Genomic DNA, 24,363 nt, shown 5'->3' on the forward strand with positions numbered 1-24,363 from the left:
TCAAAACCGTTGCGGGCTGAAGGGAGCAAGATCGATCGGCGAAGTTTGCCCGAGAACAAGATCGCGGATCAAGCGGCCGGTGGCCGCCGCCTGGGTCAGGCCGAGATGGCCATGGCCGAAGGCGTAGACAACGTTGGGCGCGGTTCGCGCCGTGCCGATCACCGGCAGCGAATCCGGCAGCGACGGGCGATAGCCCATCCACTCGCGGCCGCCTGACGCGTCCAGCCCCGGAAGGAACTGTCTGGCTTTTTCCAGCATGGCCTTCGAGCGCGCAAAATTCGGCGGCCGGTCGAGACCGCCCAACTCGACGGCGCCGCCGACGCGCAAGCCCGTGTCGAGTGGCGTGATCACGAAGCCATGGCCGGAAAAGATCAGCATTCGCTGCACGTCGAAAGCGGTCTTCGGCAGTGTGGTGTTGTAGCCGCGCTCGGTTTCGAGCGGGATGGTGTCGCCGAGCGCCTTCGCCAGCAGGTGCGACCATGCCCCGGCGGCCACGACAAGATGTCTTGCCTGCCTGGTCGTGCCGTCGGTCAGCGTCAGCGTCGCGCCATCAGGATTGGCGGCGACGCGCTCTATGCGCGCCTTTTCGAAACGGGCGCCCAGCCTTTCGGCATAGGCCCACACCGCCTTGCCGAGCAGTTTCGGATCGGCGACGGTCTTCCAGCCCGGCACGAAGGTGCCCTTGATGAAGCGCGGCGACAGTCCCGGCTGCAGCCGCGCCAGTTCGTCGCCTTCGACATGGCGAAAGTCGATGCCGAAGCGCTGGCGCGCCGCCCAGCCCGGCAGGCCGGCCTGAAACTCGCCTTCGCTTTCATAGAGCTCCAGCGAGCCGTCTTCGCGCAGCATCGGTCGCGTGCCTGAACGGTCGAGAAGTCCCATCCATTCAGCCTCGGCGAGCTTCATCATGCCTGCCTGAGCAGCAAGGCTCGCCTCATATTTTTCTGGTGCGCCAGCGCGCCAGAAGCGCAACAGCCAAGGCAACAGCTTCGGCAAGTAGGCCGGCGGGATGCTGAGTGGCCCGAGCGGATCGGCAAGCCATTTCGGCAAGTGCCGCATCATGCCCTTATGCGCCAGCGGCAGCACGTCGGAGAAGGCGAAGGCGGCGGCATTGCCGGAGCTCGTCTCCTTGCAGATGCCGGTGCGGTCGAAGACCGTGACGCTGCGCCCGGCCTCGGCCAGCATGGCCGCCGCGCAGATGCCGACAATGCCGCCACCGACAATGGCGATATCTACCCTCTCTCCCCGTTCACGGGGAGAAGGGGCCCTAAGGGCGGATGAGGGGCGGCGGCCCTCCTCTGTGTCCCTGGAATTTCCTTGCACGTCGGCGCTGCCCCTCATCTGGCTGCCGCCATCTTCTCCCCGTGCACGTGCACGGGGAGAAGAAAGCCTTCAGAACTGCGGCAGCTTCGGCCGTACCGCCAGCGCGTCCTTGACGATCTTCTCGACCGCTTTGCGGCGCTCGCCCGACAGCGGCTGGCGCGGCATGCGCACGCGGTCATTTGTGTCGATCGCGAGCACTTCGGCAAGCTTGATGTTTTGGACCAGATAGGTCGAGACATCGAGATCGAGCAGCGGCCGGAACCAGCGATAGATCGAAAGCGCCTCCTCGCGGCGGCCCTGCTTCATCAACTGGTAGATGGCGACTGTCTCGCGCGGGAAGGCGACGACCAGACCCGCCACCCAGCCGATGGCGCCCACCGACAGCGCCTCGAAGGCGAGATTGTCGACGCCGGTGAACAGATCGTAGCGGTCGCCGAAGCGGTTGATGATCTCTGTCGAGCGGCGGATGTCGTCGGAGGACTCCTTGATGGCGACGAAGCGCTTGTCGGCGGCCAGTTCTTCCATCTGGCCGACGGTAACGTCGACGCGGTAGGCGAGGCGGTTGGAGTAGATCATCACCGGCAGGTCGCCGGCCTGAGCGACGGCGCGCAAGGCGGCGACCGTCTCTTCCGGGTTGGTGTGATAGATCGGGCTCGGCACCACCATCAGCCCGTTGGCGCCTTCCCGGCTCGCGCGCTTTGCGATGCTCGCCGCCTCCCGGGTGCCTGCCTCGTTGACCGTCAGCAGAACCGGCTTGCTGCCGGCAACTTTCTGGGCAGTCTTCAGCACCTCGATCTTCTCGTCATGCGACAGCATCGGCCCTTCGCCGAGCGAACCGCAGACGATGATACCGTCGCAGCCTGCCTCCATCTGCAACGCAAAGCAGCGCTCCATTTCGGCATGGTCGAGGCGGTCGTCTTCGGTGAATTTGGTCGTGACGGCGGGGAAAACTCCGGTCCACATGATCGTCTCTCCATCTGATATATCAGGCGTATATCTGTTTGAAAACCGGCTGTCAATGCGGAATCCGTTGTGATATATGGAAGATATATCAGGAGCCCACCTTTGATATTCAGTGAGACAGCATACCCCGAGCCGGCCGCCGCCAAGGCCTACCATGTACTCGAGCATATGATCGTGACGCTGGAACTGGCGCCGGCGAGCTTCGTGACGGAAGGCGCGCTGATCGAAAAGCTGGCGCTAGGACGCACGCCGGTGCGCGAAGCGATCCAGCGCCTCGCCTGGGAAGGACTGCTGGATGTCAGGCCACGCGCCGGCATCGCCATTGCCCCGCTGCATCCCGGCGACTGGCTGCGCGTGCTGGATGCCAGGCGCGGTGTCGAGGTGGTGCTGGCGCGCTCGGCCGCCCGCTTCGTCACCCGTGAGGCCGCCGACCTGTTTCATGAGGCAGCCCTTGCCATGCAGAAGGCCGTCATCTCGGGCAATGTGCTGGCCTTCATCCAGGCCGACAAGGCGCTCGACGAGGCCTTGGCGATGGCCGCCGACAACCCGTTTGCGGCCCGTCTGGCCGCGCCCCTGCAGACCCACAGCCGCCGCTTCTGGTTCCGCTACAAGGCCGACACAGGACTGGCCGAATCGGCCGAACACCACGTCGCGCTAATCCGCTCGATCCTGGCCGGTGACGAAGAGGCTGCCGCCAAGGACGCCAAACGCCTTATGGCACTGCTGCGCGGCCATGCCGAAGTGGCCGCCACACGCTGAACTCCGTCTCTGCTCCAGACTTCCGACCGGTCTTTATCAGGTGCCCGGCAAGACTGCTGCCATAGCCGCCCCGTCCCAGCCTTCGCCAGCCGTGATGATGCAGCTTTGGCCGCGTGTGTCGGTGGCCAGGATGGTCCAGGTGCCCTGGTCGGAGACGAAGATCTCAAGCACCACATTCGGGTTCACCAGGCCACGTGCGGCTTGGCTTTCGTGGAACTTCTCGCCGAGCGCCTTGACCAGGTCGGTCCGCGCCGCGCATTGATCGGCTTTGGCCTGGGCGATGCCGGACATCGCGAACACCGCAAAGAACATCGCCGCCACAAGACGTCGTGTCATCTGACACCTCCTTGCGCCAGACGAGAACCCCGGCTGCAACCGGCGCTATTTTGATGGCCTGCACCACGGCAGGAATGCAATTTAAGGCAGATGACAGGCTCTTGGTTCCATCGCTTTAACGTGATGGCCAATGTCGGTTTCGTACAAAGAAAGGCCCAGGACGTTGAACCCAGGCCTTCTTGCCGATCTTCGAAATCGTCCGGTCAGTTCATCGTCGGGATGACGAACTCGGCACCGTCCTTGACGCCGGAGGGCCAGCGCGAGGTCACCGTCTTGGTCTTGGTGTAGAAGCGGAACGCGTCCGGGCCGTGCTGGTTGAGGTCGCCGAATGACGACGCCTTCCAGCCGCCGAACGTGTAGTAAGCGATCGGAACCGGGATCGGCACGTTGATGCCGACCATGCCGACCTGGACGCGCGAAGCAAAATCACGAGCAGCATCACCGTCACGGGTGAAGATGGCGACGCCATTGCCCATCTCATGATCGTTGGCTAGCTTGATGGCGCTCTCATAGGTCGGCGCACGCACCACCGACAGCACCGGGCCAAAAATCTCTTCCTTGTAGATGCGCATGTCGGCGGTCACATTGTCGAACAGGCAGCCGCCCATATAGTAGCCATCCTCGTAGCCCTGCATGGAGAAGCCGCGGCCATCGACGACCAGCTTGGCGCCTTCCTTGACGCCGGTGTCGACATAACCCTTGACGCGTTCCAATGCCTGCGCCGTGATCAGCGGGCCGAAATCGGCGGACGAATCCGTCGACGGGCCGACTTTGAGGCTTTCGACACGCGGGATCAGCTTTTCCATCAGCCGGTTAGCGGTGTCGTTGCCGACGGGAACGGCAACCGAGATCGCCATGCAGCGCTCGCCGGCCGAGCCGTAGCCCGCGCCGATCAGCGCATCGACGGTCTGGTCCATGTCGGCGTCGGGCATGATGACCATGTGGTTCTTGGCGCCGCCAAAGCACTGCACGCGTTTTCCCGCCGCCGTGCCGCGCGAATAGATGTAATGCGCGATCGGCGTCGAGCCGACAAAGCCGATAGCCTTGATATCAGGATCGTCGAGGATGGCGTCGACGACGTCCTTGTCGCCATTGACGACGTTGAGGACGCCAGCCGGCAGGCCACCCTCGAGGAACAGTTCGGCGATGCGCATCGGCACGCCAGGGTCACGCTCGGAAGGCTTCAGGATAAAGGCGTTGCCGCAGGCCAGCGCCGGGGCAATCTTCCACAGCGGGATCATGGCCGGGAAATTGAACGGGGTGATGCCGGCAACGACGCCAAGCGGCTGGCGCATCGAATAGACATCGATGCCGGGGCCGGCGCCGTCGGTGAACTCGCCCTTCATCATGTGCGGCGCACCGATGCAGACTTCGACGACTTCGAGGCCGCGCTGGATGTCGCCCTTGGCGTCGGCAATGGTCTTGCCGTGCTCGCGCGCCAGGAGATCGGCCAGTTCGTCATAGTCGCGGGCAACCAGTTCCAGAAACTTCATCAGCACGCGCACACGCCGCTGCGGGTTGGTCGCAGCCCATTTGATCTGTGCTTCCTTGGCATTCAGGACAGCCGCACGCAGTTCCGCCGGCGAAGCCAGCGCCACCGTGCCGCGCACCGAGCCGTCCATGGGCTGCATGACGTCCTGCTTGCGCCCGCTGGTCCCGGCGACATGCTTGCCGCCGATGAAATGACCGTATTCGATCATGGTTTCTCTCCCTGAGTTTGTGATGAAGCATTCAACGCCTTTGCAGGCGCGAAGGCAACGCGAGGGGAAACGCAACCGTTGTGCAAGAAATAGACAACGGAGGACGAGTGTGCATTAATTGCCGCAAATTACAGATTGCTGAAAGGCCCGAAGGTTGCGCTCCGTCACACCCCCCTCTGTCCTGCCGGACATCTCCCCCGCAAGGGGGGAGATCAGATGTGGCCGCCGCCTTCGCAAATCTTCAACGCAGCAAAAGAGACGCAGGTGGCGGAGCTGCCAATCTCCCTCCTTGCGGGGGAGATGGCCGGCAGGCCAGAGGGGGGTGGGCGGGAACGCCGCGTTCGCCGCTAGCCCGGACCACCCCCATGAACTGGGATGACGTCCGCATCTTCCTCGCCGTGGCCCGCGCCGGGCAGATCCTTGGCGCCGCCAAGCGGCTGGAACTCAATCACGCCACCGTCTCGCGCCGCATCGCAGCGCTTGAGGATGCGTTACGCACAAAACTGTTTCGCCGGCTTACCACCGGCAGCGAGCTGACGCCGGCCGGCCAGCGCTTTCTCGACATTGCCGAGCGTATGGAAGCCGACATGATCGCCGCGCGCTCCGCCGTGTCGGGCGAAGGCGACGATATCTCAGGCACCGTGCGCATCGGCGCGCCCGACGGGTTTGGCGTTGCATTCCTCGCCACGCGTCTTGGCGCGCTGACCGCGCTGCACCGCGAACTCACCATCCAGCTGGTGCCGGTGCCGCGTTCCTTCTCGCTGTCGCGGCGCGAGGCCGACATCGCCATCACCGTCGAGCGGCCGACCGAAGGCAGGCTGGTGGCGGGAAAGCTGGTCGACTACACCCTCGGCCTGTTTGCCTCGCGCGACTATGCGCAGGCGCACGGCTTACCGGAGACCGCTGCCGAACTCGGCCAGCATACGCTGATCGGCTATGTCCCAGACCTGATCGTCAGCCCGTCGCTCGACTATGCGGCGGAGTTCAGCCCGGACTGGCGCACCAGCTTCGCCATCTCCTCAGCGCTGGGCCAGGCCGAAGCGGTGCGCTCGGGCGCTGGCATCGGCATCTTGCACACCTTTGTCGCCCGCTCGATGCCGGAGCTGATCCCCGTCGACATCGTGACGCCGATCCGCCGCGCCTACTGGCTGGTCTATCATGAATCGGTCCGACCGCTGCGCCGCGTGCAGATCGTCGCCAACTTCATCACCAAGGCGGTCGAGAGAGAGCGCGGGCTGTTTGTCTGATGGCCGCGCCGCCTTGCCCTCGCCACAAAATCGGCCAGTGTGGCAACAAGCGCGATGTCGCCTATCATTAAGGATTGGCTGCGCCGGGTGGGACACTTTTTTGCAAAGCTGGTGCGGATCAAAATGCGAGCGGTGCTCGCCATCTTGCCGCTTGTCGCGCTTTCCGCCTGCGCCAATCCATGGACCGTAGTTCCGGAAGCCGAACTGCCCAAGCCGGTCCGTATCGCAATGGCCCGCCCGTCGCCTTTCGTCTTCGGCAATTACTGCGGTCCCGGCACCCGCACCGGCGACCTCTCGGCTCGCCCTGTCAATCGCCTCGACAGCGCCTGCCAAATCCATGACGCCTGCTACATTGCGCGCCATAATCATTGCGACTGCGACGGCGCGCTCGTCGCCTCGGCAAAGGCGATCCGTGATGACAAGACAGCGCCGAAAAAGATGCGCGGCGAGGCCGACCTTTTGATCGCCACTTTCGCGCTTCCCGTCTGCAAGGTGTTTCCGCATGGCTTCCTGCCGCCGCGCGATCCGGCTGAACTGAAGACGATGAACGGTGCGACCGGATGAACCGCGCCATCTGCCTGGCCTTGGCCGGGCTGGGGCTGGCGGCCCTTGCCGGTTGCGCCGCCCCGATCCGGCACAGCTGCGATTTCTTCCCCGATGCGAAGGATTGCGGCCGGCCGTCGGTATCGGCCGGCACGCCCGGACCGCAGACTGCAGCAGCAGCGTTTTTCGGCGATGCCGGTGCCAGCGACTTTTTCGGCGATGCCGGTGCCAGCGACTATGAAAGGCAGTTTCTGGCGCTGCTCGCCCACAACCAGATCGGGGCCATCGACAGGGCGAACGGCACCGGTCCGTTCGGACATGACCGCCACGCCATCGCCAACCGCGATTTCCAGGCCACCTACCGGACGCTGGAACGGCTGGCGAAGCCGGTTACCGCCGAACAGATGCCGGCAGTGAGCGGCACAGCCGGCGAAGGCCATTTCAACGGCCGTTGGCGCGTGTCGCGGCAGACGCTCTATGTCAACGCCGCCGCGCGGCCCTCCGCGCCAAAGACGTTCAGCTTTTCCGGCCTGCAGGCGCGCTCGGTCGAGATCGTGATGCGCCAGGCGGGAAAGCAGCCGGTTGAGATATCGGGCGCCTGCGACGGGGCGCTGGCGATTCGCGCCGGCGGTGGCTCGCGCATCGTGGCGAGCGGTGCCGCCTTCCGCCTCCGCCTGTCGGCCGGGCAAACCGCCAGCCTGTTCCCCAGCGATGGTTTGAACCGCTGCAGTCTCAAGCTCAGCTCCAGTCTGGCGCCGGCAGGCGCCCCGCTCACCATCCTGCGCGAAGAGGTTGCCTATCCGGCGATAGCCGCGCTCGACAGCCGCTACGAGCGTTGTCCAGTGCCCGGTCCATCCGGCCTGGATGAACTCGCCCGCGTCTTCTCCGCCGGCCGCTGGCTGTCGCAGAGCTGTTCGCTGCCGCTCGGGTCACCGCGCCTGTTACGCAAGTCGCGCGACGGCTTCAACGCCAAGGTCGAAGCGCTGCTCGGCGCGCCTTTACCCGACAGCGCCTTTGACAAGGCCGACCCCGAACTGCCGCTCGATTTCTCGCGCGCGCCGAAACTCAAGCTGGTCTATCTGTCGTCGCTGGAGTTCAAGGCCGATTTTTCCGGCCGCGTCATCGAGCGGCTGATCCGCCATCACGCAGCCCTCGGCACCAAAGTGCGCATCATGGTCACAGACGTGCTGGAGCGCGACAAGGACGATGCCCTGCTGCACCGGCTGGCGGCCGATTATCCCAATGTCGAGTTGCAGGAATATCGTTGGCGGGCCGACCACGGCGCGCCGGTCGACGAGCAACTGTCACAGCTTCACAAGACCCATCACGTCAAGATGCTGGCGACACTTGCCGAGGATCCAGCCCGCTCGCGCGTCATCATCGGCGGCCGCAACATTCATGACGGCTTCCTGTTCCACAAGCCGATCGACCTGTCGCGCTATCCGAACCTCGAGCAATACGGCAAGACCGACGGCCTCTCGCTCAACTACTATTCGAACTGGAGCGATTTCGACATCGAGTTTGCCGACCCGGCCACGGTCGAGACGCTGGCCGCGCATCTCTCGACATTGTGGCTGCGCGACGCCGACACCAACATCGCAAGACCCTTCTCCATTCCGGTGCGCTCCGACAGCCGGCGCCTGCCGGGCACGGTGCGCCATTTCATTTCCGTGCCCTACGAGGACAACCATGCGCTCGAGACCTATTTCGTCGAGCTGATCGACACTGCCCGGCACCATATCGAGATCGTCAATCCCTACCTTAATCTGACGCCGAAGCTCAGCCTGGCCATCGAGCGGGCGCTGGCGCGCGGCGTCAGGATCGACATTGTCGGCCGCATCGACCTCAAGGGCGATATTGGCGGCAAGCTGCTGACCGCGCTCAACAAGCTGTTCGTCGAGAAATATGGCGACCGCATCAACATCCGCGAATTCAAGGCGCCCGATGTCGTGCTGCACTCCAAGATCATGATGATCGACGAAAGGCTGGTGACGATCTCGTCGGTCAATCTCAACAACCGCAGTTTCTTCCACGATCTGGAGAACGGCATGACGGTGCTCGACCCTGCCTTCTACGCCAGGATGCAGCCGGTCTATGACGACTATGTCGCCCATTCGAACCCGGTATCGACCAAGGTGACGATACCGTGGGCCTACCGATGGCTGTTCTCGAAGGGTTGGGTGAAGGAGGCGTTTTGAGGGGCTGGCGACGCTGAAGGAATGCCGTTCTGTAGCGATCCTTTACACCCCTCTGTCCGGTAGGACAGAGGGGGTGCTGGCCCGCCAGCTTTAAAAAGCACCCCTACCTCAAATACCGCTCCGGCCCCAGCTCCCGCACATCGATATCAGGCACCTTGCTGGAGATGATGTCGGACAGCACCTTGGCCGAGCCGCAGGCCATGGTCCAGCCAAGCGTGCCGTGCCCGGTGTTGAGATAGAGGTTGGAGAACTCGGTGCGGCCGACCAGCGGCGGCCCGTCCGGCGTCATCGGCCGCAGCCCGCACCAGAAGGACGCCGCCTTGAGGTCGCCGCCATCCGGGAACAGATCGCCGACCGAATGTTCGAGGGTGCGCCGGCGCGATTCATGTAGCCTGAGATCGAAGCCGGAAATCTCCGCCGTGCCGCCGACGCGGATGCGGTCGCCGAGCCTGGTGATCGCCACCTTGTAGGTTTCGTCCATTACCGTCGACACCGGGGCGGCGACCGCGTCCTTGATCGGAACGGTGATCGAATAGCCCTTGACCGGATAGACCGGGATCGGGCGCCTGAGCAGGCGCATGAAGCGCGCCGAATAGCTGCCCAGCGCCAGCACATAAGCGTCGGCCGCGCGCGAGCGCTGGTCGGTGCCGACGCTGACGATGCGATTGCGGTTCTTGGAGAAGCGCCGGATCTGCGTACCGTACTCGAACGTGACGCCGCGCGCCACGCAGAGCTCGGCCAGCCGATCGGTGAACATCTTGCAGTCGCCAGTTTCGTCGCCGGGCAATCTCAGCCCGCCGACAAACTTTTCCCGCACGCCGGCCAGCGCAGGTTCGGCGCCAATGCAGCCTTCGGGATCGAGCAACTCGTAGGGAACGCCATATTTCTTCAGCACCTCTACATCGCCGCCGGTGCCGTCGAGCTGCTTTTGCGTGCGAAACAGCTGCAGCGTGCCCTTGGTCCGCTCATCATAAGCGATGCCGGTCGCCTCGCGCAGCGCCTTCAGCGTGTCGCGGCTGTATTCGGCGAGCGGCACCATGCGCGCCTTGTTGATGGCATAGCGATCCGCGGTGCAATTGCGCAGCATCTTGATGAGCCATGTCCACATATACGGATCGAAGGCCGGCCGCACCACCAGCGGGCCGTGCTTCATCAACAGCCACTTGATTGCCTTCAGCGGAATGCCGGGGCCGGCCCAGGGCGAAGCATAGCCCGGCGAGATCTCGCCGGCATTGGCGAAGCTGGTTTCCAGCGCCGGCCCTTTCTGGCGGTCGAACACCGTCACCTCGTGGCCGGCCTCAGCGAGATAATAGGCAGTGGTGACCCCGATAACGCCGCCGCCCAACACGAAGATCTTCATCGCATCACTCTCCACGACGACTTCCGTCAGAGGGCCGCCGCCTCCTGTCTGCCGGATTCTGCGGCGTCCGCCAAGGGGCGGCGTGTCGCGGCTCTATTCGTTGATATAGCGGCGGTGGAAGCGGGGGCCGAGACTGGTCAGGATTTCATAACCGATCGTGCCGGCATGACCGGCGGCGTCATCGACGCTCTGCGAGGGGCCTAGCAGTTCGACAAGGTCACCCTCGCGCAGCCGGCCGGCCGGCAGGGCCGAGATGTCAAGTATGATCGAATCCATCGACACCCGCCCGACAAAGGGCAGTCGCACGCCGTCGAGCCAGGCAGCCGAAGCCGCGCGCCGGTGCCAGCCATCGGCATAGCCGAGCGAGATCGTGGCCGCGCGCAAGGGACCGCTGGCCAGAAACGCATGTCCGTAGCCGACGCCCGCGCCCTTATCGATGCCGCGTGTCTGGATGATCTTTGCCTCGAGCCGCACCACCGGCAGCATCGGGTTCGCCTCATCAGGCGTCGGATTGATGCCGTAGAGCGCAGCGCCCGGACGCGCGAGGTCGTACTGATAGCGCGGCCCAAGAAAGATGCCGGAGGAATTGTCCAGCGACGCCGGCGCCTTGGGCAGCACTTTGCGCAGCCGTTCGAACTCCCTGAGTTGCGCGTCATTGGCCGCATTGGTCGGTTCGTCGGCACGGGCCAGATGGCTCATGACGAGGACGACATCGACGCCGGCGAAAGCATCGGCCGTAAGCGCCTCGACCTCTGCCGGCGCCATGCCCAGCCGCGACATGCCGCTGTCGACCTGGATGGCGGCCTTGAGCTTGCGGCCGGCCTTTTGGCCTGCCTCGCTCCACGCCTTCAGTTGCCCGGTGCTGTTGATGACGGGAACAAGGTCGGCGGCCACCGCTTCAGGTTCCGAGCCCGGCGGCAGGCCATTCAGCACATGGATTTCCAGCTTCGGTCCGAGTGCGTCGCGCAGCGCGACACCCTCGGTGAGATGCGCGACAAAGAAGCTGTCGCAGCCTTCGGCAACCAGTGCCGCCGCCACTTGCCGCGCGCCGAGCCCGTAGCCGTCGGCCTTGACGACGCCGGCGCAGCGCACGCCGCCGAGCTTCGCGTTCAGCCGCCGGTAATTCTCTCGGATAGCGCCGAGATCGATGGTGAGAATGGCGCCGGCCGCCGCTTCGCTGATCGTATCTTTGGCTTTATGCATTGCAGACCCGCTGAAGTCGGCGCTGCCCCTCATTGTCCTGCCGGATATTTCTCCCCGGCCCTATACGGGGAGTTGAGGAGCGGTCCGCGTAAAGCGGACGAAAAGCCAACTGCTTGGCTTTTCGAGTGACGAAAGCCGGCAGGCAGGTGAGGGGCAGCCCAGACGCTGCGCTAAGAGGCCATTGCCCGGCGTCGTTCATATGGGTCTCGTGGCTGCGGGTGTCCCGATCAATAAAGCACGAATCAGGTGCCGTGCGAACCGTCACATCCAGCTAGGCAAGATGACGGAACGCCGCCACCACATCCTCATAGACCTTCCGTTTGAACGGCACGATCAGATCGGGCAGGTCCTGCATCGGCCGCCATGCCCATTCATCGAATTCGGCGGTGTGGCCGCCCGGCGGCGGATTGATCTGGATCTCGCTGGTCCCGCCGTGAAAGCGGTAGGCGAACCATTTCTGCGTCTGGCCGCGATAACGCCCCTTGAGGGCTATGCCGACCAGATCGGGCGGCAGGTCGTAGTTGATCCAGTGCGGCGCCTCGTCGAGCAGCGTGACCGAGCGCATGCCGGTCTCTTCATAGAGCTCGCGCCCGGCCGCCTGCAGCGGCTCCTCGCCCTCGTCGATGCCGCCTTGCGGCATCTGCCAGAGCTGCGTGGTCCCGGCAAATTCGCTGTCCGGTTCGGCGATGCGGTGCCCGACCCAGACCAGCCCGTCGCCATTGAGGATCATCAGTCCTACGCAAGGGCGGTAAGGCAGCGTCTCGGGGTCGACAGGTTTCTTCGTCATGATCAGCCTTTTTCCGGGTCGATGGCCACCGCCGAGATCGGCACGATCTCGATGCCGCGCTTTTTTGCTTCGACCACCCAGGACGCCACGGTATCGACGGTGAGGTCGAAGGCCGAGCCGATGCCGACGGCGGAGCCTTTGGCACGCGCGGTCGCTTCCAGCGCGTCGAGCTTTTTCAGGATGGCGCCGCGGTCCTGCACGGCGTCGATTGCCGTATCGCCGGCGACGAACGGCACACCGTCCTTCAAGGCGAGATCGGACGCCAGGCTCCGCGCGGACGAGCCGTCATCGACATAGGCAAGGCCGCGCTTGCCAAGCTCGGCCATGAACGGCCCCATCGCTGTCGCGTCGGCCGAAAAGCGCGCCCCCATATAGTTCATGACGCCGGTATAGTTGGTGGTCCGCGACAGCGCCCAGCGCAGATTCTTCAGATTCTCGTCCGGGCTTGCCGCCACTGTCAGCGTGTTGCGGCCGGGATTGACGTTGGGATAGTCGAACGGTTCGAGCGGCACCTGCATGACCACCTCATGCCCGCTCTGCCGTGCCGCCTGCATCCACCGGCCGATGCTGTTGCCTTGCGGCGCAAAGGCCAAAGTCACTTCAGCCGGCAGCTTGGCGATCGCCGCCTGCGTGCCGGTCTGCGACACCGCAAGCCCGCCGATGACGATTGCCACGCGAGCGCCGCGCGAACCCGACCACGGCCGCGCATAGACATCGAACGGCCGCCGGCCGTCAGCGGCGCGAACCGGGAGTGGGCCGGTGTCGCTGGCCTCGATCAGCGCCCTGTCGGGGATATGCGCGATCTTCAGGTTCTGGCCGATCGTCGACGGGTCGTGGATGACAATGGCTGCATTGGGCGGGCCGTCACCCTCCTGGGTTTGCACATGGATGATCTGCGGACCGCTGGCCTTGGGCGTTTCCGCCTTCGGCGCTGCCGCCGTCGCTTGAGCAGTGGGTGCTGCGGGCGCGGGCTCGGCCGCCGCCGTCACCTTCGGCGTCGAGACCGCGATTGCTTCCGTTTTGCGGAACGGCTTCTCGCGCAGCGCGATCGCGCCGGAGATGCCGACCGCGGCCAGCACGACCAGCGTCGCCGCGACGGCGCCAGCGCTGATCCCGCGCGACGCAGCACGCGGTCGGACGGTCTGTCCGAGCGGGCGTTCGATGTCCTTGCCGACGTCAGCCAAGCCGCATCCCCGGGCGCGTGATCAGCGAAATCTTTTCGCCATGCGCAGATCCAAAACTGACGGCGCGTCCCCTGCGCCTTTTGAGGCGCAGCGCCCAGCTGCCCCCGAATCAAACTGCCGGAACCTCACGGTCCCGGCAGCATTGCATCGCTTCGATTGGGCAGCCAGAGCTACCAGTCGATTTTATTGGTTAAGCACTGCCTTCTCCGGATTCGGCGGGAATGCCGGGTCGGTCTTCTGGCCGCGCAGCAGCTGTTCGGCATAGATCAGCTGCAGATCGTCCTTTGGATCCGGCGGCACATAGGCAGCCGAGCCCGAACCGGTATCGCTCTCGTCGGCGCCCTTGATGTGGCCCTTGAGGTCAGATTCACCGCGCGTCAGGTCCCTGCCCTGCAGTTCGGGCGGCAGCGGCTGGTCGACCTTGATGTCGGGCGTGATGCCCTTGCCCTGGATCGACTTGCCGGACGGCGTGTAATAGAGCGCCGTCGTCAGGCGCAGCGCGCCGTTCTCGCCAAGCGGGATGATGGTCTGCACCGAGCCCTTGCCGAAGGACTGCGTGCCGACCACTGTGGCGCGGCGCAGGTCCTGCAGCGCGCCGGCGACGATCTCGGAGGCGCTGGCCGAACCGCCATTGACGAGCACGATCAGCGGCTTGGCGCCGATGTCGTCGCCTGCCTTGGCGTCGAAGCGTGTGACGTCCTTCGGGTCGCGGCCGCGGGTCGAGACGATCTCGCCACGGTCGAGGAAGGCGTCGGACACGCTCACCGCCTGGTCGAGCAGGCCGCCCGGGTTGAGCCTGAGATCGAGCACATAGCCCTTGAGCTTGTCGTTCGGCACCTGCTTCTTGATGGTGTCGATGGCGCTCTCGAGGTCGTCATAGGTCTTTTCGGTGAAGGAGGTGATCTTCATGTAGCCGATGTCGTTCTCGACCCGGAACTTGACCGCCTTGACCTTGATGATGTCGCGCACCACCGTCAACTCGATCGGCTTGTCGGCGCCCTGGCGCAGGATGGTCAGCTTGATCGGCGTGTTGACCAGGCCGCGCATCTTTTCGACCGCATCGTTAAGCGTCAGGCCGCGAACCTCTTGGCCGTCGATCTTGGCGATATAGTCGCCGGCCAGCACGCCTGCCTTGGCAGCCGGGGTGTCGTCGATCGGCGTGATCACCTTGACCAAGTCGTTCTCCATGGTGACCTCGATGCCGAGGCCGCCGAACTCACCCTTGGTCTGCACGCGCATGTCCTGCGCCTGCTCGGCATTCATGTAGGAGGAGTGCGGGTCGAGCGAGGTGAGCATGCCGTTGATGGCGTTTTCGACCAGCGACTTGTCGTCCGGCGGCGTCACATACTGCGCCCGCACGCGCTCGAAGATGTCGCCGAAGATCGCCAGTTGCTTGTAGGTCTCGGAGCCTGCAGCGTTCGCCGTCGAGCCGGGCGCGCCATAGACCAGGCTCATCGCTGACGCGCCCATCAGCGCACCGGCAATAAGAAGCGACAGTTTCCGCATCATTTCACGTCCTTCCAGAGAAGCGGTCCGCCCACCATGGGGTCGGATCGACGGGTTTTCCATCCTTGCGGAACTCGACATAGAGTTCCGGCGTGGCATTTCCATTCTTCGAGGCCGAGGTGCTTGCCACCCGGGCCTCTCCCATCGCGCCGACCGGCTCTCCTGCGAGCACCGACTGGCCAGACGCGACGCTGATTCTGCTCATCCCCGCCAGGACGACATGATAGCCGTCTCCCGCATTGAGGATCAAGAGTTGACCATAGGAGCGAAAAGGCCCCGCATAAAGCACATTTCCGTCCGCCGGTGCCGTGACGATGGCTCCCGATTGTGTCGCAACCATGTCGCCAAGCATCACCGCGCCGTTACCGTCATCGGCCCCGAAACGCAGCTTGATCTTGCCGGTGACCGGCAGCGAGACTTGTCCCTGAAGTGCCGAAAACGGCGCGGCGGCGGTGAGGCGGTTGCCTTCCGGCACGGGCAGCGAAGCCAGCTCCGTCGACGCGGTTGTGCCTGCATCGGCGTTATCGGCGTCCGGCTTATCGCTGTCGGCCGCTTTCTGTTCGCCTGCCTTGACGGCATCCGCCGCCTTGCGGCTCTCGTCGGCTTCAAGCGAAGCGATCAGCTCTTTCAGGCTGCCGGCCTTGGCCGCAAGCGCCTGGGACCGCTGCTTTTCAGCGGCCATCGCCGTCCACGTGTCCGCCTCGAGCTTCTGCTTGGCTTCGAGCAGCATGGAGAGGCGTTTCTTTTCCGCCGTCTGCTCGCCGACCGCCGCCGTCAGCCGCGTCCGCTCGGCCTCGATCGAGGCCGTCACCCGGGTCTGTTCCCTGAGGTCGGCCAGCAATTTGTCGGTCTGCTGGCGCAGTTCCGGAACCACTGCGCCGAGCAGGATGGCGCTGCGCACCGACGACAGCGCGTCTTCCGGCTTGACCAGGATCGCCGGCGGCGGATTGAGCCCCATGCGCTGCAGCGCGCCCAGCACCTCGGCCAGCACGTCGCGCCGCGCCGCCAGCGAGACACGGATCTTCTGTTCCTCGCCCTTCAGTCCTTCGAGCCTGGCGCCGATATCCTCGATGTCCTGGCCGAGCTTCTGCTCGGTCATAGCCGACTGGATAAGCGCCGCGGTGATCGAGGCATGGTCCTTCTTGACCGAAGCAATGTCGGCGGCGAGCTTGGCCAGCCGTTCGGACGACAGCGTGATCTCGGCCGACACCTTCTCATATTCGGCACGGCTCAGATCGGGGTCGGGCGCCACGTCCAGCGTATTTTCGGCCCGTGCAAGCCCGAGCGACAGCAAAACCACCGCCGCAGCGATGCCGCAGCGCGCGTGCCGGAAGCCCGTTCGTGATTTCCCGTTGTCAGCCATTGAAGCCCGACTCTATGCGTGGCTTCGTTAACGAACCATCAACCATGATCGAACCGAAGCCTAGCACAAAACAGCCGCGCATTGGGGCGGAAATCCGGACGATTGACCCTCGACCCACTGATTTACGAACGGTGGTAGGGATGTCCCGAAAGAATCGTTGCCGCCCGATAGAGCTGCTCGCCCAGCATGACACGCACCAGTTGGTGCGGCCAGGTCGCCGCGCCGAACGAGACCATCAGCTCAGCCTGATCGCGAATCGACTGGTCGTGCCCGTCGGCGCCGCCAATGGCGATGACCAACGCCTTGCGTCCGCCATCGCGCAGCTGGCCGATACGGCTGGCGAAATCGTCTGAGGACAGGTTTTTGCCGCGTTCGTCGAGCAGGAACAGCGCCGTGCCCGGCTGCAGCTGTGCCTGCAGCTTCTGGCCTTCCTCGCGGCGGCGCTCATTGGCGTTCTGGGCTCGTCCCTCGGCGATCTCGGCGACACCAGAGAATTCGAACCCGATCGCCGGGCCGCTCTTGGCGAAACGCTCGAAATAGCGGTCGGCGAGCTCTCTCTCGGGGCCGGCCTTCATCCGGCCCACGGCATGAACTGCTATCTTCATCCCTGCCTCGGCGAGCTTTCAATCCATGTCGCACCCAGGATGGTTACGACATGAGACGAAGCTCAGTGCAAGGTCTCTTCCTCGAGGTCCGGCGCCTGCCACATCTTTTCAAGATTGTAGAATTCGCGGACTTCTGGGCGGAAGACATGGACGATGATGTCGCCTGAATCGATCAGGACCCAGTCGGCGCCGGACAGCCCCTCGACGCGCGCCGTGCCGAGACCGGCATCCTTGAGCGCCTTGAGCAGGTGGTCGGCGACAGCCGAGACATGACGGTGCGACCGGCCCGACGCGATGACCATATAGTCGCCGAGGCTCGATTTCCGCTGAATGTCGATTGAGACAATATTTTCGGCCTTGGAGTCTTCCAGACTGGCAAGGACTGTCTTGATGGCACGGGACACGGCGTCATCTACGCTGATCCTGGCCGGCGAAGGCATGATGTCAACCTTCTTCCGCAATGCTGTTCTCAGTGTATTTCCTTTCGCAGCAAGAACAACCAAATCACCCACGAAATCAGGTGACACCCTATAGATAGGCAGAGTTCCCTTGCAGTTTCAAGACGGGAGGCCCTGCCACCGCGAACGCAGTGCACGACTTCCGGTTCCGGAGCCTTGAGAAAAATCGGAACCCATGGCCGCGGCAGGGGTTATCGACACACCCCCCAAACGGATTTTCCTGATGCCAATCGACCCCCAGAACACGCTGCTCACCGTGCAGGCTGGCCTTGCGCAACTCAGCACACTGATCGTTTCCTATTCCTTCTCCGCCATAGGCGCCATCATCCTGCTGGTCGTCGGCTATCTCGTCGCCGGGCTCGCAGAACGATCGATCTCAGCCGGCCTCGGCCATATCCATGGTTTCGACGCGACGCTGCGCCATTTCTTCTCGAAGATCGTGCGCTACGCCATCCTGATCCTGGTGGTCATCATGGTGCTCGGCCAGTTCGGCGTTCAGACGGCCTCGATCATCGCCGCCATCGGCGCCATCGGGCTGGCAATCGGCCTGGCGCTGCAAGGCACGCTGCAGAACATCGCCGCAGGCATCATGCTTCTGGCGCTCAGGCCATTCCGCATCGGCGAATATGTCGAGGTCGGCGCCATTTCCGGCACCGTCGAGGAAATCGGCCTGTTCGCCACCAAGCTCCGCACGACAGACGGCGTCTATGTGCTGGCGCCCAATTCGACGCTGTGGAACCAGCCGGTGCGCAATTTTACCCGCAACGGTGTGCGCCGCGGAGACATCACGCTGAGCATCGGCTCCTGGAACGACATCGACCTGGCGCAGAAAACCATGCTGGGCGTTGCCGGCGGCGAGCGCCGCGTCAAGCGAGAGCCGGCGCCGATCGCCTTCGTCGCCACGGTGGGCGATGCCAGCGTCGCCATCACCTTGCGCTACTGGACCACGGCGGCGGATTTCTTCGCCACCCAGATCGATCTCACCAAACGCGTCAAGCAGGCGTTCGACGCCGAAGCCATTTCGGTTCCCGCACCTCCGCCGGAGGCTCGACAGGAAACTGCCGCCACCAGGCAGTAGGAGCTGTGAAACCGTTCAGCGCTTATCTTCCGGGGCGTAGGCGAGCTCCACCGGCAGCGGCGCCTGCGCCGACATCGGCGCGAAACTGCTGGTCTCCGTAGCGGGGACGGCGCGCGTGGTGGCCACTCGCCACAGCACGAACAGGCAGAAGACAGTGGCGATGACGATGGCCACATAAATGAAGGCCTGCGTGCCATAGACAGCCGACAGGGCCGTCACGATACCCGGCACGATGAACCCCGACAGCGACCAGGCAAACAGCAACGAACTCGACAGCGCCACCATGTCGTCCTTGCCGGCGCGGTCGGCGGCATGCGCGCTGGCCAGCGAATAGATCGATTCCGAGGCGCCGTCCCAGACGATGTAGATCACCACGAGCACCATCAGCGCGCCGCCGTCGAAGCCGATGGCCAGAATACCGGCGACGATGGCCAGTGCCGCAGCGCCGGCCAGCACGTAACGGCGATCGGTACGGTCGGAAATCCAGCCGAGCGGTATCTGCAGGATCAGCGTGCCGACGGGCATCGCCGACAAAAGCAGCGCCACATCGGCCTGGCTATAGCCTTTGGCCGTGGCATGGATCGGTGCGAACCCGGCGATCGCCATCGACAGACCGCCGACGGCCAGCATGCCGGCCACCCCGACCGGCGAGATCCGCCAGGCGCGGCCAAGCGCCACGGAGGCTGCGCGAGGTGGCGGCGGTTGAGCCAACCGCGTCATGCCGACCGGCAGGATCGACACTGCGGTGAAGGCAATGTCGATCAGCGGCGCCTGCGCCGTCGCGATGTCGACCGCCGCCAGCAGGGCATAGCCGACGCCAAGTCCGGCGACATAGGCGACGTAAAACACCGCCATCACCCGGCCGCGAATGGCGTTTGCGACGGCATCGTTGAGCCAGCTCTGGGCGACGATGAACAGGCCGCATATTGCAAAACCGTAAAGCGCGCGCGCCGCGATCCACAGCAGCGGGTAGGTGCCGGCGCCAATGGCAGCATTCGACAGCGCTATCAGCGCCGACAGCACCATGAAGGCGCGGGCGTGCCCGACGCGGCGCACCAGCGGCCCGGTCAGGATACAGCCGGCAAGTCCGCCGGCAGACAGGCCGGTGATGATCAGCCCGGCCCAGGTCGGATCGAAGCGCTCGACGCCAAGCCGGACCGGGATATAGGCGAACATCAACCCGTTGCCGACCGCGATCAGCGCCATCGACACGATTACGCTGGCAATGGCGATCACGGGCCCCGGCGGGGCGCCATGATTGGGGCCGATGTCGGTCTGGTTCACTGAAGTGGCCATATCCGGCGCAGCATCGCCCAGCCAATCGCGAAAGGCCGCCGTAAAAGCGACATCGGCGATCTGGTCTTACGGAGTTACCCCTTGGCTTGCTGGCGAATAGCACTCGATGACAGCGACGAACGCGGGCCGTGAATAAAAGTCCAGGCCGGCGCCTTCATGCGGGCGAGCCGGGGCGCGTCACCCTCGTCGACGCGGGCATAGTCGAAGGTCTTGGCCACGACCGAGGACAGGAAGGACAGCGTCGCGCCCGGGCGGTCGATGACCGCGATGGGGAAGGTCATGACGATCTGGCGCCAGCGCTGCCAACGGTGGAAATCGCGGAGTGAGTCGGCGCCCATGATCCAGACGAAGTCGACGCCGGGATTGCGTGCCTTGACCAGCGCCAGCGTGTCGGCGGTGAAGCGAATATGATACGCCGCCTCGAAGGCGGTGACCTTGATCTTCGGGTTCTTGGCGATCTGCTCCGACTGGAGCAGCCGGTCGCTCAGCGGCGCCAGTTCCCTGGTGCTCTTCAGCGGATTGCCAGGCGTCACTATCCACCACAATTGGTCGAGCGCGAGGCGCCGCAAGGCAATTTCCGCCACCAGCGCATGGCCGGCATGCGGCGGGTTGAACGATCCGCCGAACAGACCGACGGCGAGGCCTTTCTCGGCATGCGGCATACGGAGGTAGTGCGAGGGGATGGCGGGCTGAAGGGACGACAGCATGGTGCTAGGCACCCCCCTCTGCCCCACCGGGCATCTCCCCCGCAAGGGGGGAGATCAGCAGCTTCGGCAAAGGCACTTTTCTTGTAACGTTAGTGATTGGCGAAAGCGGAAGAAAAACCTGATCTCCCCCCTTGCGGGGGAGATGTCCGGCAGGACAGAGGGGGGTGTCTGGGCTCAATGCCTCAAGCCCTGACGCGAATGATTCAAGGCCTCACCTGTCCCGACCCGCGCACGCGGTATTTGAACGAGGTCAGCTGCTCGACACCAACCGGTCCGCGCGCGTGCATCTTGCCGGTGGCGATGCCGATCTCGGCTCCCATGCCGAATTCGCCGCCATCGGCGAACTGCGTCGAGGCATTGTGCAAAAGGATCGCCGAGTCGATCTCGTTGAAGAACCGCTCGACCGCTTTGGTATCCTCGGCGATGATCGCCTCGGTGTGGTGTGAGGAGAACGTCTCGATATGGTCGATGGCACCGGCAATTCCGTCTACCAGCTTTACCGCGATGATGGCCTCGAGATATTCGGTCATCCAGTCGGCATCGGTCGCCGGCTTGGCGTCGAAGAACAGCTTCATCACTTCCTGATCGGCATGGATCTCGCAGCCGGCGGCGCGTAGCGCGTCGAGGATCGGCACCAGATGTGTGGAGGCCACCGCGCGGTCGACCAGCAAAGTCTCTGCAGCGCCACAGACACCGGTGCGCCGCATCTTGGCGTTGACGGCGATCCTGACCGCCATGTCGAGATCGGCCGAGCGGTCGATGTAGAGATGGCAGATGCCTTCAAGATGGGCAAAGACCGGCACCCGCGCCTCGCTCTGGACGCGCCCGACCAGGCTCTTGCCGCCCCGCGGAATGATGACGTCGAGATTGCCGGAAAGCCCCTTCAGCATCTCGCCGACGGCGGCGCGGTCGGTGGTCGGCACCAGCTGAATGGCGTCTTCCGGCAGGCCGGCGGCCTTCAGCCCCTCGACCAGGCAGGCATGAATGGCGGCGGACGAATTGAGCGAGTCCGAGCCGCCGCGCAGGATCACCGGATTGCCGGCCTTGAGGCAGAGCGCGCCGGCATCCGCCGTCACATTCGGCCGGCTTTCATAAATGACGCCGACAACGCCGAGCGGCGTGCGCACGCGCTCGATCTGCAGGCCGTTGGGGCGATCCCAGGCCGCGATCACATCGCCGACCGGGTCCCTGAGCTCGGCGATTTCACGGATGCCATCCGCCATGGCACGGGTGCGCGCCGGATCGAGCTTCAACCGGTCCATGAAGGAGCCGGACAAGCCCGATTCGTGTCCGTTAGAGACATCGATGGCGTTGGCATCGAGAATCTGCTGCTGGCGCGCGATGATCGCGTCGGCCATGGCGAGAAGTGCGGCATCCTTGGCGGCGGCGGTCGCAATCGCCAACGGTCGGGCGGCCGCGCGGGCGCGGCGGCCGATATCAGCCATCAGCGCGACGGTGTCATCCCCGGATTGTTCATGCAACTTCAGCATGTCTCATCCTCCGCTTACCTCGCCCCCGGCCCATACCTGGCCGGCAGCCCGTATCTGGTCACCCGGATCGCTCACCACCAGATCGTCGCGGTGGATCATCGCCGAGCGCGCCTCGTAGCCGAGCACGGTTTCGATCTCGGCGGTCTTCAGGCCTGCGATCCTTACGGCATCGGCGGCATCGTAGGCAACAAGCCCGCGCGCGATCTCGCGCCCTTCCGGCGACAGGATCGCCACCGTGTCGCCGCGCGAGAAATTGCCGCTGACCAGCCTGACGCCGGCCGGCAGCAAAGATTTGCCGGACAGCAGCGCACCGATGGCGCCGGCATCGACGGTGAGCCGCCCCGCCGGTTCGAGCTGGCCGGCGATCCAGCTCTTGTAGCCCTTCACCGGATTGGCGCTCGGCCTGAAGAAGGTGGCGCGCTCGCCACGCTCGATCGCCATCAGTGGCGACAGCCTTGTGCCCGAGGTGATGATCATGGCGGTGCCGGCGGCGGTGGCGATCTTGCCGGCATCGAGCTTGGTGCGCATGCCGCCGCGCGACAGTTCGGAAGCGGCCGCCCCCGCCATCGCCTCGATATCGGGCGTGATGCGGTCGACCACCGGAATGAATTTCGCATCGGGATCGCGCGCCGGCGGCGCCGTATAGAGCCCGTCAATGTCGGAGAGCAGCACAAGCAGGTCGGCGCCCATCATCGTCGCCACCCGGGCCGCCAGCCGGTCATTGTCGCCATAGCGGATTTCGGAGGTCGCCACCGTGTCGTTCTCATTGATGACCGGCACCGCCTTCATCTTGAGCAGCGTCGAGATCGTCGCGCGGGCATTCAGATAGCGGCGGCGCTCTTCGGTGTCGCCCAGCGTCAGCAGGATCTGGCCCGATTTCAGCGAACCCTTGCCCAGCGCATCCGACCACGCGCCGGCCAGCGCGATCTGGCCGACGGCCGCAGCCGCCTGGCTTTCTTCCAGCTTCAGCGCCCGTTTGCCGAGACCGAGAATGGTGCGGCCGAGCGCAATGGCGCCGGACGATACGACCAGGATCTCGGCGCCGCCATTGGCGAGCACCGCAATATCCTCGGCAAGCGAGGCAAGCCAGTCGCGCTTCAGGCCGCTGGTGCGGTCGACCAGCAAGGCCGAACCGATCTTGACCGTGATGCGCCGGTATTTTGTCAGCGACTGCGCCGTCATCGCTATCGGTCCCAGCGGGTCTCGACGGGAGCGGCAGCCCTGTCGCGCGCTTCGCCGACAACCGCCATCAGCGCCCGCAGCACCGCTTCGACGCCCTCGCCGGTGGCCGCCGACAGCAGCATCGGCGCGCGGCCGGCAGCGCGTTTGAGCGACGCAACCTTCTTCTTGCGCTCATCGGCGTCGAGGATATCGACCTGGCTCAGCGCCACGATCTCGACCTTCTCGATCAGCCCATTGCCATAGGCATCCAGCTCGGCGCGCACGGTCTTGTAGGCCTTTCCAGGATTTTCCTCCTGCGCCGAGACCAGGTGCAAAAGCACACGCGTGCGCTCGACATGGCCGAGGAACCGGTCGCCGATGCCGACACCCTCATGCGCGCCCTCGATGAGGCCCGGAATGTCGGCGATGACGAATTCGCGCGCATCGATGCGGGCAACGCCGAGACCTGGATGCAGCGTGGTGAAGGGGTAGTCGGCGATCTTTGGCTTGGCTGCGGTGACGGTTGCCAGAAAAGTCGACTTGCCGGCATTTGGCAGCCCGACCAGGCCGGCGTCGGCAATCAGCTTCAGCCGCAGCCAGACATTCATCTCTTCGCCGGGCTGGCCCGGATTGGCGCGGCGAGGCGCCTGGTTGGTCGAGGTCTTGAAATGCTGGTTGCCGAAACCGCCATTGCCGCCCTTGGCCAGCAGGAAGCGCTGGCCGACCACGGTCAGGTCGCAGATCAGCGTCTCATTGTCCTCGGCAAACACCTGGGTTCCGGCCGGCACCTTGAGCGTCACATCGGCGCCCTTGGCGCCGGTCATGTTGCGGCCCATGCCGTGGACACCGGTCTTGGCCTTGAAGTGCTGCTGGTAGCGATAGTCGATCAGCGTGTTCAGCCCATTGACCGCTTCCAGCCAGACATCGCCGCCGCGGCCACCGTCGCCGCCATCCGGGCCGCCGAACTCGATGAATTTTTCGCGCCGGAACGACACAGAGCCGGCGCCACCGTCGCCGGAGCGGATATAAACCTTGGCTTGATCGAGAAATTTCATTGGACTACGCAGTTTCTGTTGGCCTTGCGGCTTTGCTTTAGATC

22 protein-coding genes are annotated in these 24,363 nt (G+C 64.6%); 5 read left to right on the plus strand and 17 right to left on the minus strand.

From position 1 onward, the window contains the following. Both ACYG9Z_RS12130 and ACYG9Z_RS12135 read right to left on the minus strand, forming a co-directional pair. Positions 1–1,338 carry an NAD(P)/FAD-dependent oxidoreductase gene (locus ACYG9Z_RS12130; RefSeq protein ID WP_031204426.1) on the minus strand — a complete coding sequence of 446 codons (1,338 nt, stop codon included), beginning with the start codon at positions 1,336–1,338 and terminating at the stop codon, positions 1–3. Positions 1,339–1,389: 51 nt separating this feature from the next. Beyond that, positions 1,390–2,283: a dihydrodipicolinate synthase family protein gene (locus ACYG9Z_RS12135; protein ID WP_023728655.1), complete on the minus strand. Its 894-nt coding sequence runs from the start codon at positions 2,281–2,283 to the stop codon at positions 1,390–1,392. A gap of 69 nt (positions 2,284–2,352) precedes the next feature. On the opposite strand from ACYG9Z_RS12135, the gene ACYG9Z_RS12140 reads away from it, so the two are divergent. Then, the gene (locus ACYG9Z_RS12140; protein WP_196813863.1) at positions 2,353–3,042 is read left to right on the plus strand and encodes a GntR family transcriptional regulator; all 690 of its coding nucleotides are present in this window, start codon (positions 2,353–2,355) and stop codon (positions 3,040–3,042) included. A 36-nt stretch (positions 3,043–3,078) separates the two neighbouring features. Here ACYG9Z_RS12140 and ACYG9Z_RS12145 read toward each other — a convergent pair whose 3' ends face one another. Together ACYG9Z_RS12145 and ACYG9Z_RS12150 are read right to left on the minus strand one after the other, a co-directional pair. Further along, positions 3,079–3,378, minus strand: a complete 300-nt coding sequence (locus ACYG9Z_RS12145; RefSeq protein WP_023728657.1) for a hypothetical protein — start codon at positions 3,376–3,378, stop codon at positions 3,079–3,081. A 203-nt stretch (positions 3,379–3,581) separates the two neighbouring features. Then, a complete protein-coding gene (locus ACYG9Z_RS12150; RefSeq protein ID WP_023752642.1) occupies positions 3,582–5,078 on the minus strand; it encodes a CoA-acylating methylmalonate-semialdehyde dehydrogenase in 1,497 nt (498 codons plus the stop codon). A 365-nt stretch (positions 5,079–5,443) separates the two neighbouring features. On the opposite strand from ACYG9Z_RS12150, the gene ACYG9Z_RS12155 reads away from it, so the two are divergent. The 3 genes from ACYG9Z_RS12155 (at position 5,444) to ACYG9Z_RS12165 (ending at position 9,066) form a co-directional block, all read left to right on the plus strand. Continuing rightward, positions 5,444–6,325 (plus strand): LysR family transcriptional regulator, encoded by an 882-nt coding sequence (locus ACYG9Z_RS12155; protein WP_023728659.1) that lies wholly within the window; start codon positions 5,444–5,446, stop codon positions 6,323–6,325. Between the two features lie 123 nt (positions 6,326–6,448). After that, complete coding sequence (locus ACYG9Z_RS12160; RefSeq protein ID WP_023752643.1) at positions 6,449–6,889, plus strand: hypothetical protein; 441 nt, start codon at positions 6,449–6,451, stop codon at positions 6,887–6,889. Further along, positions 6,886–9,066 (plus strand): phospholipase D-like domain-containing protein, encoded by a 2,181-nt coding sequence (locus tag ACYG9Z_RS12165; protein ID WP_023752644.1) that lies wholly within the window; start codon positions 6,886–6,888, stop codon positions 9,064–9,066. The genes ACYG9Z_RS12160 and ACYG9Z_RS12165 overlap by 4 nt, the downstream gene beginning before the upstream one ends. 103 nt (positions 9,067–9,169) lie before the next feature. On the opposite strand, the gene ACYG9Z_RS12170 is transcribed toward ACYG9Z_RS12165, so the two are convergent. The 8 genes from ACYG9Z_RS12170 to rsfS form a co-directional block, all read right to left on the minus strand. Continuing rightward, a complete protein-coding gene (locus tag ACYG9Z_RS12170; protein WP_023668705.1) occupies positions 9,170–10,426 on the minus strand; it encodes a D-amino acid dehydrogenase in 1,257 nt (418 codons plus the stop codon). A 93-nt stretch (positions 10,427–10,519) separates the two neighbouring features. Beyond that, positions 10,520–11,629: an alanine racemase gene (alr, locus tag ACYG9Z_RS12175; RefSeq protein WP_031198509.1), complete on the minus strand. Its 1,110-nt coding sequence runs from the start codon at positions 11,627–11,629 to the stop codon at positions 10,520–10,522. 271 nt (positions 11,630–11,900) lie between these two features. After that, positions 11,901–12,416 carry an RNA pyrophosphohydrolase gene (locus tag ACYG9Z_RS12180; protein ID WP_023684128.1) on the minus strand — a complete coding sequence of 172 codons (516 nt, stop codon included), beginning with the start codon at positions 12,414–12,416 and terminating at the stop codon, positions 11,901–11,903. 2 nt (positions 12,417–12,418) lie between these two features. Next, positions 12,419–13,600 carry a divergent polysaccharide deacetylase family protein gene (locus ACYG9Z_RS12185; protein ID WP_023684127.1) on the minus strand — a complete coding sequence of 394 codons (1,182 nt, stop codon included), beginning with the start codon at positions 13,598–13,600 and terminating at the stop codon, positions 12,419–12,421. Positions 13,601–13,783: 183 nt separating this feature from the next. After that, entirely contained in the window at positions 13,784–15,109 is a 1,326-nt protein-coding gene (locus tag ACYG9Z_RS12190) for a S41 family peptidase (protein WP_023684126.1), read from the minus strand. Between the two features lies 1 nt (position 15,110). Next, a complete protein-coding gene (locus ACYG9Z_RS12195; protein ID WP_023744956.1) occupies positions 15,111–16,469 on the minus strand; it encodes a murein hydrolase activator EnvC family protein in 1,359 nt (452 codons plus the stop codon). 122 nt (positions 16,470–16,591) lie between these two features. Next, positions 16,592–17,074 (minus strand): 23S rRNA (pseudouridine(1915)-N(3))-methyltransferase RlmH, encoded by a 483-nt coding sequence (gene rlmH / locus ACYG9Z_RS12200; protein WP_023668699.1) that lies wholly within the window; start codon positions 17,072–17,074, stop codon positions 16,592–16,594. Positions 17,075–17,136: 62 nt separating this feature from the next. Then, complete coding sequence (gene rsfS, locus ACYG9Z_RS12205; RefSeq protein ID WP_023668698.1) at positions 17,137–17,514, minus strand: ribosome silencing factor; 378 nt, start codon at positions 17,512–17,514, stop codon at positions 17,137–17,139. 241 nt (positions 17,515–17,755) lie between these two features. On the opposite strand from rsfS, the gene ACYG9Z_RS12210 reads away from it, so the two are divergent. After that, on the plus strand, positions 17,756–18,610 hold the full coding sequence (locus tag ACYG9Z_RS12210) for a mechanosensitive ion channel family protein (RefSeq protein ID WP_023736854.1): 855 nt from the start codon (positions 17,756–17,758) through the stop codon (positions 18,608–18,610). A 15-nt stretch (positions 18,611–18,625) separates the two neighbouring features. Here the strand turns inward: ACYG9Z_RS12210 and ACYG9Z_RS12215 are convergent, their stop codons facing one another. The 5 genes from ACYG9Z_RS12215 to obgE form a co-directional block, all read right to left on the minus strand. After that, complete coding sequence (locus ACYG9Z_RS12215) at positions 18,626–19,906, minus strand: MFS transporter (RefSeq protein WP_023744955.1); 1,281 nt, start codon at positions 19,904–19,906, stop codon at positions 18,626–18,628. 74 nt (positions 19,907–19,980) lie between these two features. Next, entirely contained in the window at positions 19,981–20,613 is a 633-nt protein-coding gene (locus ACYG9Z_RS12220; protein WP_023712012.1) for a nicotinate-nucleotide adenylyltransferase, read from the minus strand. A 203-nt stretch (positions 20,614–20,816) separates the two neighbouring features. Then, on the minus strand, positions 20,817–22,103 hold the full coding sequence (locus tag ACYG9Z_RS12225) for a glutamate-5-semialdehyde dehydrogenase (protein WP_023752647.1): 1,287 nt from the start codon (positions 22,101–22,103) through the stop codon (positions 20,817–20,819). A 3-nt stretch (positions 22,104–22,106) separates the two neighbouring features. Continuing rightward, positions 22,107–23,285, minus strand: coding sequence for a glutamate 5-kinase (gene proB / locus ACYG9Z_RS12230; RefSeq protein WP_023752648.1), 1,179 nt, complete (start codon positions 23,283–23,285; stop codon positions 22,107–22,109). Positions 23,286–23,287: 2 nt separating this feature from the next. After that, positions 23,288–24,319, minus strand: coding sequence for a GTPase ObgE (gene obgE, locus ACYG9Z_RS12235; RefSeq protein ID WP_023668691.1), 1,032 nt, complete (start codon positions 24,317–24,319; stop codon positions 23,288–23,290). Positions 24,320–24,363: the final 44 nt, after the last annotated feature.

This window comes from Mesorhizobium sp. RSR380A, assembly GCF_054719385.1.

Excerpts from the sequence above, each read along its gene's own strand:
- ACYG9Z_RS12170 (WP_023668705.1), bottom strand. The coding sequence starts at position 10,426 with ATGAAGATCTTCGTGTTGGGCGGCGGCGTTATCGGGGTCACCACTGCC.
- ACYG9Z_RS12145 (WP_023728657.1), bottom strand. The coding sequence starts at position 3,378 with ATGACACGACGTCTTGTGGCGGCGATGTTCTTTGCGGTGTTCGCGATG.
- ACYG9Z_RS12190 (WP_023684126.1), bottom strand. The coding sequence starts at position 15,109 with ATGATGCGGAAACTGTCGCTTCTTATTGCCGGTGCGCTGATGGGCGCG.
- proB (WP_023752648.1), bottom strand. The coding sequence starts at position 23,285 with ATGACGGCGCAGTCGCTGACAAAATACCGGCGCATCACGGTCAAGATC.
- rsfS (WP_023668698.1), bottom strand. The coding sequence starts at position 17,514 with ATGCCTTCGCCGGCCAGGATCAGCGTAGATGACGCCGTGTCCCGTGCC.
- ACYG9Z_RS12160 (WP_023752643.1), top strand. The coding sequence starts at position 6,449 with ATGCGAGCGGTGCTCGCCATCTTGCCGCTTGTCGCGCTTTCCGCCTGC.
- alr (WP_031198509.1), bottom strand. The coding sequence starts at position 11,629 with ATGCATAAAGCCAAAGATACGATCAGCGAAGCGGCGGCCGGCGCCATT.
- ACYG9Z_RS12130 (WP_031204426.1), bottom strand. The coding sequence starts at position 1,338 with ATGAGGGGCAGCGCCGACGTGCAAGGAAATTCCAGGGACACAGAGGAG.
- rlmH (WP_023668699.1), bottom strand. The coding sequence starts at position 17,074 with ATGAAGATAGCAGTTCATGCCGTGGGCCGGATGAAGGCCGGCCCCGAG.
- ACYG9Z_RS12150 (WP_023752642.1), bottom strand. The coding sequence starts at position 5,078 with ATGATCGAATACGGTCATTTCATCGGCGGCAAGCATGTCGCCGGGACC.
- ACYG9Z_RS12165 (WP_023752644.1), top strand. The coding sequence starts at position 6,886 with ATGAACCGCGCCATCTGCCTGGCCTTGGCCGGGCTGGGGCTGGCGGCC.
- ACYG9Z_RS12210 (WP_023736854.1), top strand. The coding sequence starts at position 17,756 with ATGCCAATCGACCCCCAGAACACGCTGCTCACCGTGCAGGCTGGCCTT.
- ACYG9Z_RS12135 (WP_023728655.1), bottom strand. The coding sequence starts at position 2,283 with ATGTGGACCGGAGTTTTCCCCGCCGTCACGACCAAATTCACCGAAGAC.
- obgE (WP_023668691.1), bottom strand. The coding sequence starts at position 24,319 with ATGAAATTTCTCGATCAAGCCAAGGTTTATATCCGCTCCGGCGACGGT.
- ACYG9Z_RS12225 (WP_023752647.1), bottom strand. The coding sequence starts at position 22,103 with ATGCTGAAGTTGCATGAACAATCCGGGGATGACACCGTCGCGCTGATG.
- ACYG9Z_RS12180 (WP_023684128.1), bottom strand. The coding sequence starts at position 12,416 with ATGACGAAGAAACCTGTCGACCCCGAGACGCTGCCTTACCGCCCTTGC.
- ACYG9Z_RS12155 (WP_023728659.1), top strand. The coding sequence starts at position 5,444 with ATGAACTGGGATGACGTCCGCATCTTCCTCGCCGTGGCCCGCGCCGGG.
- ACYG9Z_RS12220 (WP_023712012.1), bottom strand. The coding sequence starts at position 20,613 with ATGCTGTCGTCCCTTCAGCCCGCCATCCCCTCGCACTACCTCCGTATG.
- ACYG9Z_RS12215 (WP_023744955.1), bottom strand. The coding sequence starts at position 19,906 with ATGGCCACTTCAGTGAACCAGACCGACATCGGCCCCAATCATGGCGCC.
- ACYG9Z_RS12195 (WP_023744956.1), bottom strand. The coding sequence starts at position 16,469 with ATGGCTGACAACGGGAAATCACGAACGGGCTTCCGGCACGCGCGCTGC.